This window comes from Olleya sp. HaHaR_3_96 (genome assembly GCF_019278545.1).
Taxonomy (GTDB): Bacteria; Bacteroidota; Bacteroidia; order Flavobacteriales; family Flavobacteriaceae; genus Olleya.
Genome location: NZ_CP058987.1, coordinates 292,582 through 307,567, shown reverse-complemented (window position 1 = coordinate 307,567; position 14,986 = coordinate 292,582). Strand labels below are relative to the sequence as shown.

Genomic DNA, 14,986 nt, shown 5'->3' with positions numbered 1-14,986 from the left:
TTAATTCTACGTACTTTTATAGGCTCGTATTTTTGAACAAAACCCTCTAAGAACATTCACATGTATTTAATATTTGATACCGAAACCACCGGATTACCTAAACGTTGGGATGCACCAATTACTGATACCGATAATTGGCCTAGATGTATCCAAATTGCTTGGCAATTGCATGACGAGATGGGTAATTGTGTGGAGCATGAGGACTATTTGGTGCAGCCAGATGGATTTAATATCCCATATGATGCGGAGAAGATTCATGGTATTTCTACAGAATTAGCACAACAACAAGGAATCCCTTTAGCAGAGGTTTTAGAAAAGTTTAATACCGCATTGGGTAAAGCCAAATTTGTGGTCGGACAGAACGTCAAGTTTGACCTGAATATTATGGGTGCCGAGTTTGTACGTGGAAATGTAGAAAATCCACTACAAGAATTACCAGTTTTAGATACGTGTACGGAGCAAACAGCTGCCTTGTGTGAATTACCTGGTGGGCGTTATGGGCGTTTTAAATTACCAACTTTAACCGAATTACACCAGTTTTTGTTTGACAAACCCTTTGGGGAAGCGCACAATGCTACAGCCGATGTAGAGGCAACAACACGTTGTTTTTTAGAATTAATACGTTTAAAAAAATATACTAAAGAACAGTTAGATGTTGCTCCAGAATACTTCGAGCAATTTAATAAAACGAATCCGCAAACCATACAGTTAATAGGGTTAAAGCATATTAACCTGAAAAGGGAAAGTGCTAAAATTCAAGAAAAATTACAAAAGCAGGATACTAACGAGATTAGTACGGCAGAGATTAAAGAAAACATCAAGGATCTACAGGCAGTAGACTTTGTGCATTTGCATAACCACTCTCAGTTTTCTGTATTACAGTCAACAATGAGTGTGGCTGATCTTATTACAGTTGCTGCAGAACATGGGATGCCTGCGGTAGCATTAACGGATCATGCCAACATGATGGGAGCATTTCACTTTGTAAATGCTGCTAATAAATATAATAAAGCCGCAAAAGCTAAAATAGAAGAAGCAGCAGCTAGCGGAACCACAACAACGGTTAAAGAAATAAAGCCAATTATTGGTTGTGAGTTTTTTGTTTGTGAAGATCATACAGACAAAAGCAGAAAAGACAACGGGTATCAAATTGTCTTAATGGCAAAAAATAAAAATGGATACCACAACCTTGCAAAGTTATCGTCTCATGCCTATGTTAATGGGTTTTATTACATACCAAGGATTGATAAAAAACTCATTGAAGAATATAAAGAAGACCTGATCTGTTTAACAGGAAACTTATATGGAGAAGTCCCAAGTAAGATTTTAAATGTTGGAGAAAATCAAGCGGAAGAAGCCTTGGTTTGGTGGAAAGAAACATTTGGTGACGATTTGTATGTAGAGCTGATGCGACACGATCAGGAAGATGAAAACCGTGTCAACCCTGTTTTAATAAAATTAGCAAGACAACATGATGTTAAGTTAATAGCTTCGAATAACACCTATTATGCTAAGCAGGGTGATGCCAATGCGCATGATATTTTATTGTGTGTAAAAGATGGTGAAAAACAAGCCACACCAATTGGTCGTGGTAGGGGATACCGTTATGGATTACCTAACCAAGAATACTACTTTAAGTCTGGAGACCAGATGAAAAGCTTGTTTAAGGATGTGCCAGAATCCATTTCCAACATTCAAGAAGTGGTTGATAAAATTGAAGGGTATCAATTAGCTAGGGATGTATTATTGCCTGCGTTTGATATTCCTGAACAGTTTGCTAGTGAAGAGGATAAAATTGATGGTGGAAAACGAGGGGAGAATGCGCTTTTAAGACACTTAACGTATGTTGGTGCTAAAAAGCGATACGGAGAAGAGTTGTCCGATGTTGTTATTGAAAGACTAGATTTTGAGCTAAGCGTTATTGAGAAAACTGGGTATCCTGGGTATTTCTTGATTGTAGAGGATTTTATACGTGAAGCCAGAAAAATGGACGTTTCTGTAGGTCCAGGACGTGGATCGGCAGCAGGATCTGTAGTTGCTTACTGTTTATGGATTACTAATATTGATCCGTTATTGTATAACTTACTTTTTGAGCGTTTCCTGAATCCGGATCGTGTAAGTATGCCCGATATTGATATTGATTTTGATGACGAAGGACGATCTCGTGTCATGGATTACGTTATCGAAAAGTATGGAAGTAGTCAAGTAGCCCAGATTATTACTTACGGTACGATGGCTGCAAAGTCTTCGATTAGAGATACAGCGCGTGTCCTAGATTTACCTTTATTTGATGCGGATAGGATTGCAAAACTGATCCCTACAATGTCCAAGCTTGGCAAGATTTTCGGTTTAACCGAAAAAGAATTAGGGCAAAAGTTTAGAGCGGAAGATTTAGAAAAAATTAACGAGCTTTTAAATATTTCGGATGGAAATGATTTATCTGCCGAAACCGTAAATATTGCACGATCATTAGAAGGGTCTGTTCGAAACACAGGGATACATGCCTGTGGTGTAATTATTACGCCAGATGATATTACTAAGTTCGTGCCAGTGGCTTTGGCAAAAGATTCAGACTTGTATGTCACACAGTTTGATAACTCTGTAGTAGAGGATGCTGGACTGTTAAAGATGGATTTCTTGGGGCTTAAAACGCTAACGCTTATTAAAGATACCGTAAAATTAGTTAAAGCTAAACATGATATATTATTAGATCCAGATAGTTTTCCTCTGGATGATGAAAAGACTTACGAGTTGTTTCAACGTGGAGAAACGGTTGGGGTATTTCAATATGAATCTCCTGGAATGCAGAAGCATTTAAAAGATCTTAAACCTACCGTTTTTGACGATTTAATTGCCATGAATGCATTGTACAGACCTGGTCCAATGGAATACATACCAAGCTTTGTACGTAGAAAGCATGGTGATGAGGATATTGAGTACGATTTACCAGCAATGGAAGAGTACTTAAAAGAAACGTACGGAATTACAGTATATCAAGAGCAAGTAATGCTATTGTCTCAGTCTTTAGCAGATTTTACAAAGGGTGAAGCCGATGTCCTGCGTAAGGCCATGGGTAAGAAGCAAATTGCGGTTTTGGATAAAATGAAACCAAAATTTATCGAGCAGGCTAGTGCTAAAGGGCATGATGCTAAAAAGCTTGAGAAAATTTGGAAGGATTGGGAAGCTTTTGCTAGTTACGCCTTTAACAAATCGCACTCGACGTGTTATGCATGGATTGCTTATCAAACGGCGTATTTAAAAGCACATTATCCAGCCGAATATATGGCTGCGGTATTGTCTAATAACATGAATGACATTAAGCAGGTGACGTTTTTTATGGACGAGTGTAAGCGTATGAAACTACCAGTACTTGGTCCTGATGTTAATGAATCTTATTATAAATTTTCTGTAAACAAGGATAATGCGGTGCGTTTTGGTATGGGAGCCATAAAAGGGGTTGGACATGGCGCTGTAATGACTATTGTTAATAATAGAGATGAAGACGGACCTTTTACCTCTATATTTGATTTAGCGAAACGTATTGATTTACGTGCAGCTAACAAAAAGGCATTTGAAAACTTGGCATTAGCTGGTGGGTTTGATGAGCTAGGAGATACACATCGTGCGCAATACTTTTTTAAAGATGGAAGTGAATTAACCTTTTTAGAAAAGGCGATAAAATACGGAGCTAAACATCAAGAAAATGAAAATTCTGCACAAGTCAGCATGTTTGGTGGTGATAGTGATGTGCAGATCGAAGAACCTGTGATTCCTGAATGTGAAACTTGGGGAACCATGGAAAAACTATCTCGAGAACGGGAGGTCGTTGGGGTTTATATTTCAGGGCATCCTTTAGATGACTTTAGGACAGAAATGAAATCGTTTTGTAATGGAACAATTTCAGATTTTAATGACTTAAGCGCTCACGTTAATAAAGAAATTACTTTTGGAGGTGTTGTTACAGATGTGCAACATCGTGTAAGTAAACAAGGTAAAGGTTGGGCAATGTTTACCATTGAAGATTATACGGATACGTTTGAGTTTAGGGTTTTTGGTGAAGAGTATCTAAAACACCGCCCATTTTTATTGCAAAACACGTTTGTACACGTTAAGGCTTTTGTTAGAGAAGGTTGGGTGAATCGTGATACAGGTAAAAAGAGTGATCCAAGATTGCAATTTAATAGTTTCCAGTTATTGCACGATGTCATGGAGAAAAACGTTAGAAAAATATCAATTCAATTAAATATTAAAGAGCTTGAAGCTGAAAAAATACGATATCTAAAAGAGTTGATAACAATGCATCCCGGTAACCATGCGCTTAACTTTTTGGTGTATGATAATAGGGATAAAATTAAATTAACGATGATTAGTCGAAAGCAAAAAATACAAGTGACCAATGAGTTGCTGAATGAATTGCAGGAGCAACAGATTCATTATTTGATTAATCAATAAAAGAAGGGTATTAGCATATTGCTTTATTTTGTAATACGTTAGAAATGGTAGGGCTCTGGCGTTCATTCCTTGTAAAAGGGATAAAGCAAACCAATGCTACAATAGGTAAAACAAATTGTTAGGTTGTAAGCTTTCGTATAATTTTTGACTAATATTGCATATTAACACGTAGTAAAACACAATTAAAACATAATATTATGGCATTAGAAATCACAGATGCAAACTTCGAAGAAACAGTATTAAAAAGCGATAAGCCAGTAGTCGTTGACTTTTGGGCAGCTTGGTGTGGACCTTGTCGTATGGTTGGACCAATCATTGATGAGTTAAGTACTGAATATGAAGGTAAAGCTATTGTAGGTAAAGTAGATGTAGACGCAAATCAAGAATTTGCAGCAAAATATGGTGTACGTAACATTCCAACGGTTTTAGTATTTCAAAATGGTGAAGTAGTAGGACGTCAAGTAGGTGTAGCACCAAAAACAGCTTATTCTGAAGCATTAGACGCTTTATTATAGGTCAATTTTATTAAAGTATTGATAAAAGGTTTGCTGTAATGGCAAACCTTTTTTATTTTTAGAGGACACTAGAAATAATTATTTTAAAAGTACATTTACAAAATGGCTTTTATAATAAGAAGAGTGTCTTTAATATTATGGAGGTTCTTTCTTTTAGAAGTAATTTTGAAAATAGATAAAGTTTAAACGAAAAAAAAATAGAAAATGAGTAAAACAATAAAAGTACAAGATGCAATTGATGCAAAATTGTTAGAAGAACGTAAAGTATTTCTTTGGGGAGCAGTTGATGATAAAACGGCAAAGCATGTCATAGATAGATTGTTATATTTAGATAGCCTAGAGACTAAGGATATTACATTGTATATTAATAGTCCAGGTGGATATGTAACTTCTGGATTTGCAATGTATGACTGTATTAAAGGACTGAAAAGTGATGTGTCTACTGTTTGTACAGGTTTAGCTGCATCTATGGGGTCTATTTTGTTATCTGTTGGAGCTAAAGGGAAACGTTTTATCCAACCGCATGCAAGAGTAATGATACACCAGCCAAGTGGAGGTGCACGTGGACAGGCTAGTGATATTGAGATTACAGCTCAAGAAATTGTAAAAACTAAAGAGTTAAGTGCGCATATCTTAGCAGATAACTGTGGACAGACCTATGAGAAAGTAATGAAAGATTTTAATCGTGACCATTGGATGGGTGCAGATGAAAGCTTAGCTTACGGTATTGTTGATGGTATAGCAGAGTAATGAAGTTACAAGACGAACTTAATAAAGCAGGCGGATTTAAAAACCTCGAACACTTAGCTAAGCAAGTGGTTGAGGGTTTTATATCTGGGATGCACAAAAGTCCGTTTCATGGCTTCTCTGCAGAGTTTGCAGAGCATAAAATCTACAATCAAGGCGAAAGTACACGTCATATTGATTGGAAGCTGTTTGCTAAAACAGATAAACTGTATACTAAGCGTTATGATGACGAAACTAATTTGCGTTGTCATATTATTTTAGATAACAGTAGCTCGATGCACTATCCGCAACAAGATAGTTTCTCAATTGATAATTTAAATAAGATTGCTTTTTCGGCTTTGGCCTCTGCGTCCTTAATGCATATATTAAAAAAGCAACGAGATGCAGTAGGATTAAGCATATATAGTGATAAATATGATTTTTACGCTCCTGAGAAGGGAAGTGAACGTCACCATCAGATGTTGATCCATCAATTGGAGCAGGCGGTTATATCAAAGCCCGTAAGCAAGCAAACGGAGACGTATGCCTATTTACACGAGATTGCAGAAAAGATTCACAGGCGCTCTTTAATCTTTGTTTTTACTGATATGTTTCAAACGACCACAGATGAGGTTAAGCTATTTGAAGCATTACGACATTTAAAACACAATAAACATGAAGTTGTTTTGTTTCATGTTTATGATAAATCGAAAGAAATGAACTTTAATTTTAATAATAAGCCAAAAAGATTTATTGATATTGAAACTGGTGATTTTGTGAACTTATATGCAGATCAGGTCAAAGAAAATTATGAAAAAGCAGTGTTTGGTTATTTTGAAGAGCTGAAAATGAAATGTTTACAGTATAAGATTAAGTACGTTGAAGCCGACGTTAATCAATCGTTTGATACTGTTTTAACCGGCTATATGGTGGCTCGAGAAAAATTTATTTAAAAAAAAATGAAAAAAAAGTGTAAAAAAGTTTGGTACATCCATAAAGAAGACTATCTTTGCACTCGCAATAACGCAACGGTCTGGTAGTTCAGCTGGTTAGAATGTCGCCCTGTCACGGCGAAGGTCGCGGGTTCGAATCCCGTCCAGACCGCAAAAATTGCTAAAAGCTCCGATTTATCGGAGCTTTTTTTCGCAATAAAATTTAGTTGTGTTGTTTTGATGGATGTAGTAGTCCATCAAACTGGTAGAAAGCTAGTTAATAGCTTGAACCGATGGAAAGCTTTCCTTTTTTCTTCTAGAAAATTGGGATGCTTTTTTGTTTACAGACACTTGGTCTGTCTTATTTGCTTTACGCCGAGTAATTTAGTATATTTCCTTTTCGAAATGAGACTGTCATCGCGCTTTAAAAATTTCCTATAATTTTATCTTCATATTAAAGCTATTTAATTATTTATTGGATAATGCACGATGTAAATATTTGGTTTGTAGAATTTTAACGTTATTATCTTAAATTTGCAATACCTAAGTTTCGAGTATAACTTAATAATTAACTATAAATAATCTATATTATGAAAACCCTAAAAATTACATTAGTAGCCATTTGTTCAATCGTATTACTAACAGGAGTAAGTGCTTTAGATAAGCCTTCTGAGTTAGATCAGAAACTGTCAAAAGAATTAGTAAAACAAGCAGATAGTAAGTTGTTAGCAACTAATGGTATTAAGAAGAGTAAAGTGCCTTCTCAAGGATAATCTACTGTTATAATTAATATTCTTAAGATTAACTAAACCTTTCCAATTTTCACTTAAAAAATTATCATTATGAAAACCCTAAAAATTACATTAGTAGCCATTTGTTCAATCGTATTACTAACAGGAGTAAGTGCTTTAGATAAGCCTTCTGAGTTAGATCAGAAACTGTCAAAAGAATTAGTAAAACAAGCAGATAGTAAGTTGTTAGCAACTAACGGTATTAAGAAGAGTAAAGTGCCTTCTCAAGGATAATCTACTGTTATAATTAATATTCTTAAGATTAACTAAACCTTTCCAATTTTCACTTAAAAAATTATCATTATGAAAACCCTAAAAATTACATTAGTAGCCATTTGTTCAATCGTATTACTAACAGGAGTAAGTGCTTTAGATAAGCCTTCTGAGTTAGATCAGAAACTGTCAAAAGAAGTAGTAAAACAAGCAGATAGTAAGTTGTTAGCAACTAACGGTATTAAGAAGAGTAAAGTGCCTTCTCAAGGATAATCTACTGTTATAATTAATATTCTTAAGATTAACTAAACCTTTCCAATTTTCACTTAAAAAATTATCATTATGAAAACCCTAAAAATTACATTAGTAGCCATTTGTTCAATTGTATTACTAACAGGAGTAAGTGCTTTAGATAAGCCTTCTGAGTTAGATCAGAAACTGTCAAAAGAAGTAGTAAAACAAGCAGATAGTAAGTTGTTAGCAACTAATGGTATTAAGAAGAGTAAAGTGCCTTCTCAAGGATAATCTACTGTTATAATTAATATTCTTAAGATTAACTAAACCTTTCCAATTTTCACTTAAAAAATTATCATTATGAAAACCCTAAAAATTACATTAGTAGCCATTTGTTCAATCGTATTACTAACAGGAGTAAGTGCTTTAGATAGGCCTTCTGAGTTAGATCAGAAACTGTCAAAAGAAGTAGTAAAACAAGCAGATAGTAAGTTGTTAGCAACTAACGGTATTAAGAAGAGTAAAGTGCCTTCTCAAGGATAATCTACTTTTTGTTAAAGGTGTGAAGGTCCCGGTAATTATGAGGGCTTTATTTGTTTAAGTTTATTTTTATTGTTTTAAATTTGATTTCAACAAATTTTTTAAATTAGATTGATAAAATATTTTTCTTTGATAGGACTATTATGGACAAGTTTGTGCTTTGGGCAGACTTTAGATTCTATCTACCACTATAGAAGTTTAGCTGAGAATGATAATTTTACTATTTCCGAGCAAATTAGTTTTGCTAAGAGCGCAGTTCGATTGTCTTTAGAAAGTAATAGAGATACCACAATACTTAACAGTAAAAAAAGATTGTCTTATTTGTATCTTTTAGATAAAAATTATGAATCACTAAAAGTTATAAATTATGAGAATCTTACTTTAGCTAGGAAGTTAAAGGATACAACTTCAATTGCTAATGCCGATTATATTTTAGGTTATTATTATGAAGTAAATCAGAAGTCAGACAGTGCTTATAGTTATTATTATAATGCGGTCAAACTTTATGATAAATTAAATGACCATAAAAATCAGGCGGCCGTATTAGTAAATATGGCGAACATTCAAGAAGCTGAAAGAGATTATATTGGAGCTCAGAATAATGTTATAAGGGCAATTAGCTTGTTTGATAAATTACCAAAAGATGATTATAACTTAGATACACTTTGGTCTTTATATAATACACTTGGTATTATATCTGGCGAATTGCAGCAATATGATAATTCTATTGATTACCATAACAAAGCATTAAAAAATAATAGTGGCATTAAGGATGTTAATGTTAATTTCTTTAATCAAATATATTCCAAGATTAACATTGCTTCAACTTATCGAAAAAAAAAGGATTACAATAATGCAATAGAGAAGTATAACAATATTCTTCAAGATAATAGATTACGTAATAAAGATCCATCGTCTTATGCTTACGTCATTAATGATTTAGCATATTCAATGTTTTTGAGAGGAAAAGATTCCAATATAAAAATAGAAAAATTATATAGGCAAGCCTTTAACCTAAGTGATTCAATTTTTGATAAAAATATAAAAAAGTCTGTGAGTTTAAATCTTTCTGACTACTTTAAATCTACAAATCAGTTGGATTCTGCAGCCTATTATTCTTCAATGGCATATAATTCAGGGAAAGATCTGAAAGACTATAAAACTATTTTAAAGGCACTCTACCAAAAATCTAAAATAGAAAAAGGAGAATCCTCTAAAGAATACCTTTTTGAATATATTAAACTTAACGATAGTTTGCTTTTGGCTGAACGGTCAGTTCGGAATAAGTTTATGAAAATTGATTTTGAAACTGCAGAAATTAAAGAAGAAAATCAAGAAATGTCTAGGCAGCGACTATGGTTGATTATTATTTCAATGGGTTTGTTAGGGGTCTTGTTTTTTTTATATGTTATTAAGACACAACGTGAAAAAAATAAAGAATTATTATTTGAAAGACAACAACAAAAAACTAATGAAGAAATTTATAACCTTATGTTGTCTCAGCAAGATAAAATTGATGAAGCTAGGAGTCTTGAAAAAAATAGAATTTCAAAAGATATACATGATGGTATATTAGGGAAACTTTTTGGTGTACGTTTGAGTTTAGATGGTCTTAATTTAAGTACAACGATAGAAGCGACCCAAAAACGAAGTGTTTATATCACAGAGCTTAAAAATATAGAAGAAGAAATAAGAAAAGTTTCACATGAGTTAAATTCTGATTTTATTGGAAAATCAGGGTATTTAGACATTGTAAAAACTTTAGTAGACTCGCAAATGACTGCTTATGATGTTTCCTACAAGTTTGATATTCAGGAGGGCATTAATTGGGATGCGCTAGATAATAAGATTAAGATTCATGTTTATCGGATTTTACAGGAAACCATGCAAAACACTTATAAGCACGCAAAGGCAACAGTGGTTGATATTTCATTTCATTTAAATGATAATAATAATCTAATTTTAAGCGTTTCAGATAATGGAGAAGGGTTTGATTTGCAAAAAGCCAAAAAAGGAATTGGTCTAAAAAATATAGATTCAAGAATGCAAGAGATAAATGGAAAATTAATTATTGATAGTATAATAAGTAAAGGAACTAAAATAACAATTAGCGTTCCGATATTAGAGAATTAGCCTATGGACAACACTATTTTGAAAATATTAATGGTAGATGATCACCCTATGATTATTGAGGGCTACCAACATACATTGTTGGAAAACAAAAAGGAACATCAAACGTTGCAAATAGATATTGCTACAGATTGTGATTCTGCTTTAGACGCCATTCAAAAATCAAAGAATATTGGTAAACCGTACGATATTTATTTTTTTGATATTAGTATTCCGCAATCAAAAGATGGAATATATAAATCTGGTGAAGATTTGGCGAAGTATGTGAAGCAAACTCAGCCAGAATCTAAAGTTGTAATACTAACTATGTTTAATGAAGTGTACAGAATACACAGTATCATTAAAACGATTAATCCTGAAGGCTTCTTAATCAAAAGCGATCTAACTTCGAGTGAATTGGCTAGTGCTTTTGATGCTATTCAAAGTAATCCTCCGTTTTATACAGGGACCATAAATAAAATAATAAAGAGAAGTATTTTTAATCCAATAGAGGTAGATGACTTAAATCACAAAATGCTTTATTTTTTATCGTTGGGTGTTAGGACAAAAGATTTGGTGCAACATTTAGGTATCACATTGAGTGCAATAGAGAAGCGTAAAAAAAATCTAAAAGATCTGTTTGCTGTAGATGATGGTAAAGACACAACATTGATTGATTTGGCTAAGGAAAAAGGGTACATTTAAGCTTAAATGTTAAAATTCAAAATATTTTAAGAGAAAAAAAAAGGCTAAAGACCAATGTACTATTCAAACGTGTGGTTAAAACCGTAATCGCGTTGTGGTTTTAACCGCAATAGCAAAGTAGAGTATTTTATATATTTGATTTATAACTTTAAATAAAGTTAATTATTATTCCCTCAAACTTTGTTTGATTAGTAGTATTTACATTTACACACAGCAAAGCAGCATCCCTCGATGCTGCTTTGTGTATTTTATAACATGAGATTTTTATAGGTCCAAAAGGCTTGTATAAAATATCCAAAATAAATAATCGCGATTATAAGTTTTAAAAAGGCTCCTGTTACAAAACCTAAAAATGAACCAAAGGCAACTTTTAATGCTTTATCTGTATTAGCGTTATTTGATTTTTCTCCGATAAATGCACCGACAAAGGGGCCTATAATTATACCTCCAGGTATTGGTGCTAATAAACCAATAATTAGTCCGATAGTGGAACCTGTAACTCCTGCTTTACTTCCGCCAAAACGTTTTGTGCCCATTGCCGGTATAAAATAGTCCAAAATAAAAATCGCAAGGGCAATTATTAATGTTATTATTAAGAAAGTAATATTGTTTGGAACTGCATCTGTCATATATATTAACAATAATCCAAGCCAACTTAGAGGCGGTCCAGGTAGAATAGGTAATAAGCTTCCTGCTAATCCTAAAACCATGAATAGAAACCCTAGTAATGTAAATATAATATCCATATTCTTTTTTATATAAGACTGTTGTAATAACTATATGTTACAATTTTATAACTAAAAAGTTAGTTTAAACTAACTTTTTAGTTATATTTGCAGTGTTCAACTAAATAATTAGTTATAAAAAATGAAAGCACTTACCAAAGCAGAAGAAGATATCATGCAAGTTTTATGGCAGTTAAATAAAGCTAATGTAAAGCAAATTATTGAAGAATTTCCTGACCCGAAACCTGCTTATAATACAGTGTCTACTATTGTTAGGATTCTAGAGTCTAAGGGATTTGTCAATTACGAAAAGCAAGGTAAAGGACATATTTATTTTCCGTTATTAAAAAAGCAAGATTACAGTAACCAGTCTATTAATAAGCTTGTCGATAATTATTTTCAGGGTTCGTTTAAAAGTATGGTTTCGTTTTTTGTTAAAAAAAATGACATTAGTTTAAATGAGTTGGAATCTGTTTTAAACGAAATCAATAAAAAAGAATAGTTATGTTGTACTACGTATTTCAAACGATATTGTTTCAGCTAATGTTTTTAGTGGCTTATGATCTGTTTTTAAAAAAGGACACGTTTTTTAATTATAACAGAGTCTATTTATTAGTCACCTCTGTATTGTCTTTAGTTATTCCTTTGGTAAAAGTTGAAGGGTTTAATAAGGTTATTCCAACCAGTTATCTCATTTCCCTACCAGAGGTTTTTGTTCGTAATACTGGCCAATTAGCTTCCCAAACGGACAGTTTTAATAGCTATTGGTCAGCTTCAGTAGTTACTATAACAAGTATATATGTTTTGGTTTCGGTTGTAATGCTAATCCTATTTCTAATTAAGCTAATTAAAATAATAAGGATAATAGCCGTTAATCCAAAGACTAAAGAAGATGGTATTACCATTGTTCGTTTAAAAGACTCCGATTCTGCTTTTACTTTTTTGAATTACGTGTGTTTAGGAGATATGCTTTCAATAGACCAAATACAGCATGTTTTAGCTCATGAGCGCAGTCATGCCAATGATAAGCACACCTTGGATCTACTTTGGTTTGAAGTCTTAAAAATAAGTTTTTGGTGTAATCCATTAGTGTATCTATATCAAAATAGAATAAGTAATCTACATGAATATATTGCCGATCACAATGCGGTAAAAGTTGGTAAAGCAGACTATTATCAACAGTTATTACAGCAGGTTTTCAGTGTGAAAGACTATGCTTTCATCAATCCTTTTTTTAAACAATCATTAATCAAAAAACGAATTATTATGTTACAAAAATCAAATTCAAAACAAACAAAATTAGCGAAGTATTTATTGTTAGTTCCTATGGTGCTAGGGATGTTGGTGTATTCTTCTTGTTCCAATGGGGATCCCATTTCAAAAGATTCAGATAATAATCAAGTGACACCAACAGTAATGACTATTATAGAAGATATAGATGTGGATGATGCGAGCAATGTGGAACTAGATGTGCCTTTTTCTAAATTAGATCAGTCTCCTATGTTTGAGGCTTGCCAATCAATAACAGGTAAATCTCAACAAAAAAAATGCTTTTCAGACCAAGTGACAAGACATGTTGCCACTAATTTTAATATAAAATTAGGGAAGGACTTAGGCTTAGAAAAAGGAGTAAAACGTATTAATGTAATGTTTAGAATTGATAAGCAAGGTTTGGTTTATGACGTTAAAGCGCGTGCGCCTCACCCAGATTTAGAAACAGAAGCAATACGTGTAATTAATACTTTGCCAAAAATTACTCCAGCTATGCACGAAGGTAAAACGGTAAATGTTACTTATGCTTTACCAATTGTATTTAAGATTAATTAAATGAAACCATTAGGTCTTATTTTTTGTCTATTAATTTTCGTCCCCGCTAAAGCACAAACTTCTGTTTTAAAAACGGCTGATAGTTTGTATAATTATGGATACTACGCCAAGGCAATTACATTTTATAAACAGTTGGAAAATGGTTCTCAATATTTTGAAAAAGTAGCTAAAGCTTATGTGTTATTAGGTAATTATGATCAGGCAATACTCTACTATGGTAAAGCCTTGCTAGTTAATCCTAATAACGCTTTAGTGAAATTTGAACAGAGTAAATTGCTATTTCAAACTAATCAGCTTAATCAAGCAAAAGGATTGTTGATAGAACTTGTAGAAACAGATCCATTTAATCCAAATTATCAGTTTAATTTGGGGCTTACTTATAATGCTTTAGGAAAAGAGGACGTTGCTCAAGCGTATTTTAATAAGGTCTATCAGTTGGATGATACACATCAAAAGGCTATTTATGAACTGGCTAAATTTAATCTTCAAAAAAGAGCATTTATAAAAGTTGAAGACTATGTGGTAAAAGGATTGCAATCTTACGCTAATAACAGAATGTTAATAAGCTTGAGTGCTCAAAATTACTATTGGCAAGCGGCTTATCATAAATCTATAAGTCAGTTTTTAAGACTTTTAGATTTGGGTGAAACGACATCCTTCGTTTATGAAAAACTTGGTGTTTGTTATACTAAGGTCTATAATTATAGCAAGGCCATTAAGTACTTAAAGTTGGCTTTAGCGACCAATCCAAAGGATGCGAATATTCATTATCTTTTGGGTTTAAATTATGAAAGTATTTATGAATACCAATTAGCCGAAGAACATGTTTTAGAAGCCATAAAAATAAAAGATTTACCTTTAGATGAAGCCTATCGTAAATTAGGTGTTTTGTATAATTTACAAGACAAGCGTCCTGAAGCTATAAAGGCTTTTACACATGCTATAAATGAGAATCCAAAAGTAGAATCTTCATATTTTTTTAAAGCTTTTACAAAATTGATGTATTATACAGATATGGAAGAGAAAAGCAAGGCGGTTGATACATTTTGTAAGCAGTTTCCTAATGGTAAATATTCAGAAATTTTAAAACTAAAGCTTGAAGAATTAAGAAGTGATAAATTTCAAAATAAAACCGAATAATATCATTTTGTTTTTATAATACTACCTTTTATCAGCACAAAACGTGTTTTTTATCTATGAAATTAAACTTTTTTAGT

The 14,986-nt window shown here is 32.9% G+C and carries 15 protein-coding genes and 1 tRNA gene; 15 read left to right on the top strand and 1 reads right to left on the bottom strand.

Annotated features, from left to right (window positions below; all coding sequences use genetic code 11):
* The first annotated feature begins 60 nt into the window (after positions 1 to 60).
* From dnaE to H0I26_RS01240, 12 genes are all read left to right on the top strand, one after another.
* Entirely contained in the window at positions 61 to 4,452 is a 4,392-nt protein-coding gene (dnaE, locus tag H0I26_RS01295) for a DNA polymerase III subunit alpha (protein ID WP_218700680.1), read from the top strand.
* 158 nt (positions 4,453 to 4,610) lie between these two features.
* Complete coding sequence (gene trxA / locus H0I26_RS01290) at positions 4,611 to 4,967, top strand: thioredoxin (protein WP_256935319.1); 357 nt, start codon at positions 4,611 to 4,613, stop codon at positions 4,965 to 4,967.
* A 204-nt stretch (positions 4,968 to 5,171) separates the two neighbouring features.
* Positions 5,172 to 5,717: a ClpP family protease gene (locus tag H0I26_RS01285; protein ID WP_101015468.1), complete on the top strand. Its 546-nt coding sequence runs from the start codon at positions 5,172 to 5,174 to the stop codon at positions 5,715 to 5,717.
* Positions 5,717 to 6,646 carry a DUF58 domain-containing protein gene (locus H0I26_RS01280; protein ID WP_218700679.1) on the top strand — a complete coding sequence of 310 codons (930 nt, stop codon included), beginning with the start codon at positions 5,717 to 5,719 and terminating at the stop codon, positions 6,644 to 6,646. The genes H0I26_RS01285 and H0I26_RS01280 overlap by 1 nt, the downstream gene beginning before the upstream one ends.
* Positions 6,647 to 6,723: 77 nt before the next feature.
* Positions 6,724 to 6,797: transfer RNA gene (locus H0I26_RS01275), tRNA-Asp, on the top strand.
* A gap of 418 nt (positions 6,798 to 7,215) precedes the next feature.
* A complete protein-coding gene (locus H0I26_RS01270) occupies positions 7,216 to 7,398 on the top strand; it encodes a hypothetical protein (RefSeq protein ID WP_218700678.1) in 183 nt (60 codons plus the stop codon).
* A gap of 69 nt (positions 7,399 to 7,467) precedes the next feature.
* The gene (locus H0I26_RS01265) at positions 7,468 to 7,650 is read left to right on the top strand and encodes a hypothetical protein (RefSeq protein WP_218700678.1); all 183 of its coding nucleotides are present in this window, start codon (positions 7,468 to 7,470) and stop codon (positions 7,648 to 7,650) included.
* Positions 7,651 to 7,719: 69 nt separating this feature from the next.
* On the top strand, positions 7,720 to 7,902 hold the full coding sequence (locus H0I26_RS01260) for a hypothetical protein (protein WP_218700677.1): 183 nt from the start codon (positions 7,720 to 7,722) through the stop codon (positions 7,900 to 7,902).
* Between the two features lie 69 nt (positions 7,903 to 7,971).
* A complete protein-coding gene (locus H0I26_RS01255; protein ID WP_218700677.1) occupies positions 7,972 to 8,154 on the top strand; it encodes a hypothetical protein in 183 nt (60 codons plus the stop codon).
* A 69-nt stretch (positions 8,155 to 8,223) separates the two neighbouring features.
* A complete protein-coding gene (locus H0I26_RS01250) occupies positions 8,224 to 8,406 on the top strand; it encodes a hypothetical protein (RefSeq protein WP_218700676.1) in 183 nt (60 codons plus the stop codon).
* Between the two features lie 126 nt (positions 8,407 to 8,532).
* Positions 8,533 to 10,536, top strand: coding sequence for a tetratricopeptide repeat-containing sensor histidine kinase (locus H0I26_RS01245; RefSeq protein ID WP_218700675.1), 2,004 nt, complete (start codon positions 8,533 to 8,535; stop codon positions 10,534 to 10,536).
* A 3-nt stretch (positions 10,537 to 10,539) separates the two neighbouring features.
* Positions 10,540 to 11,217: a response regulator gene (locus H0I26_RS01240; protein ID WP_218700674.1), complete on the top strand. Its 678-nt coding sequence runs from the start codon at positions 10,540 to 10,542 to the stop codon at positions 11,215 to 11,217.
* A gap of 248 nt (positions 11,218 to 11,465) precedes the next feature.
* On the opposite strand, the gene H0I26_RS01235 is transcribed toward H0I26_RS01240, so the two are convergent.
* Positions 11,466 to 11,963, bottom strand: a complete 498-nt coding sequence (locus H0I26_RS01235; protein ID WP_218700673.1) for a DUF456 domain-containing protein — start codon at positions 11,961 to 11,963, stop codon at positions 11,466 to 11,468.
* Between the two features lie 121 nt (positions 11,964 to 12,084).
* Here H0I26_RS01235 and H0I26_RS01230 point away from each other — a divergent pair, with 121 nt between their 5' ends.
* Genes H0I26_RS01230 through H0I26_RS01220 form a run of 3 tightly spaced genes read left to right on the top strand, consistent with a single transcriptional unit; the run spans position 12,085 to position 14,909 of the window.
* Positions 12,085 to 12,444, top strand: coding sequence for a BlaI/MecI/CopY family transcriptional regulator (locus H0I26_RS01230; protein WP_218700672.1), 360 nt, complete (start codon positions 12,085 to 12,087; stop codon positions 12,442 to 12,444).
* Between the two features lie 2 nt (positions 12,445 to 12,446).
* A complete protein-coding gene (locus H0I26_RS01225) occupies positions 12,447 to 13,769 on the top strand; it encodes a M56 family metallopeptidase (protein WP_218700671.1) in 1,323 nt (440 codons plus the stop codon).
* Entirely contained in the window at positions 13,770 to 14,909 is a 1,140-nt protein-coding gene (locus H0I26_RS01220) for a tetratricopeptide repeat protein (RefSeq protein WP_218700670.1), read from the top strand.
* The last annotated feature ends 77 nt before the right edge of the window (positions 14,910 to 14,986 follow it).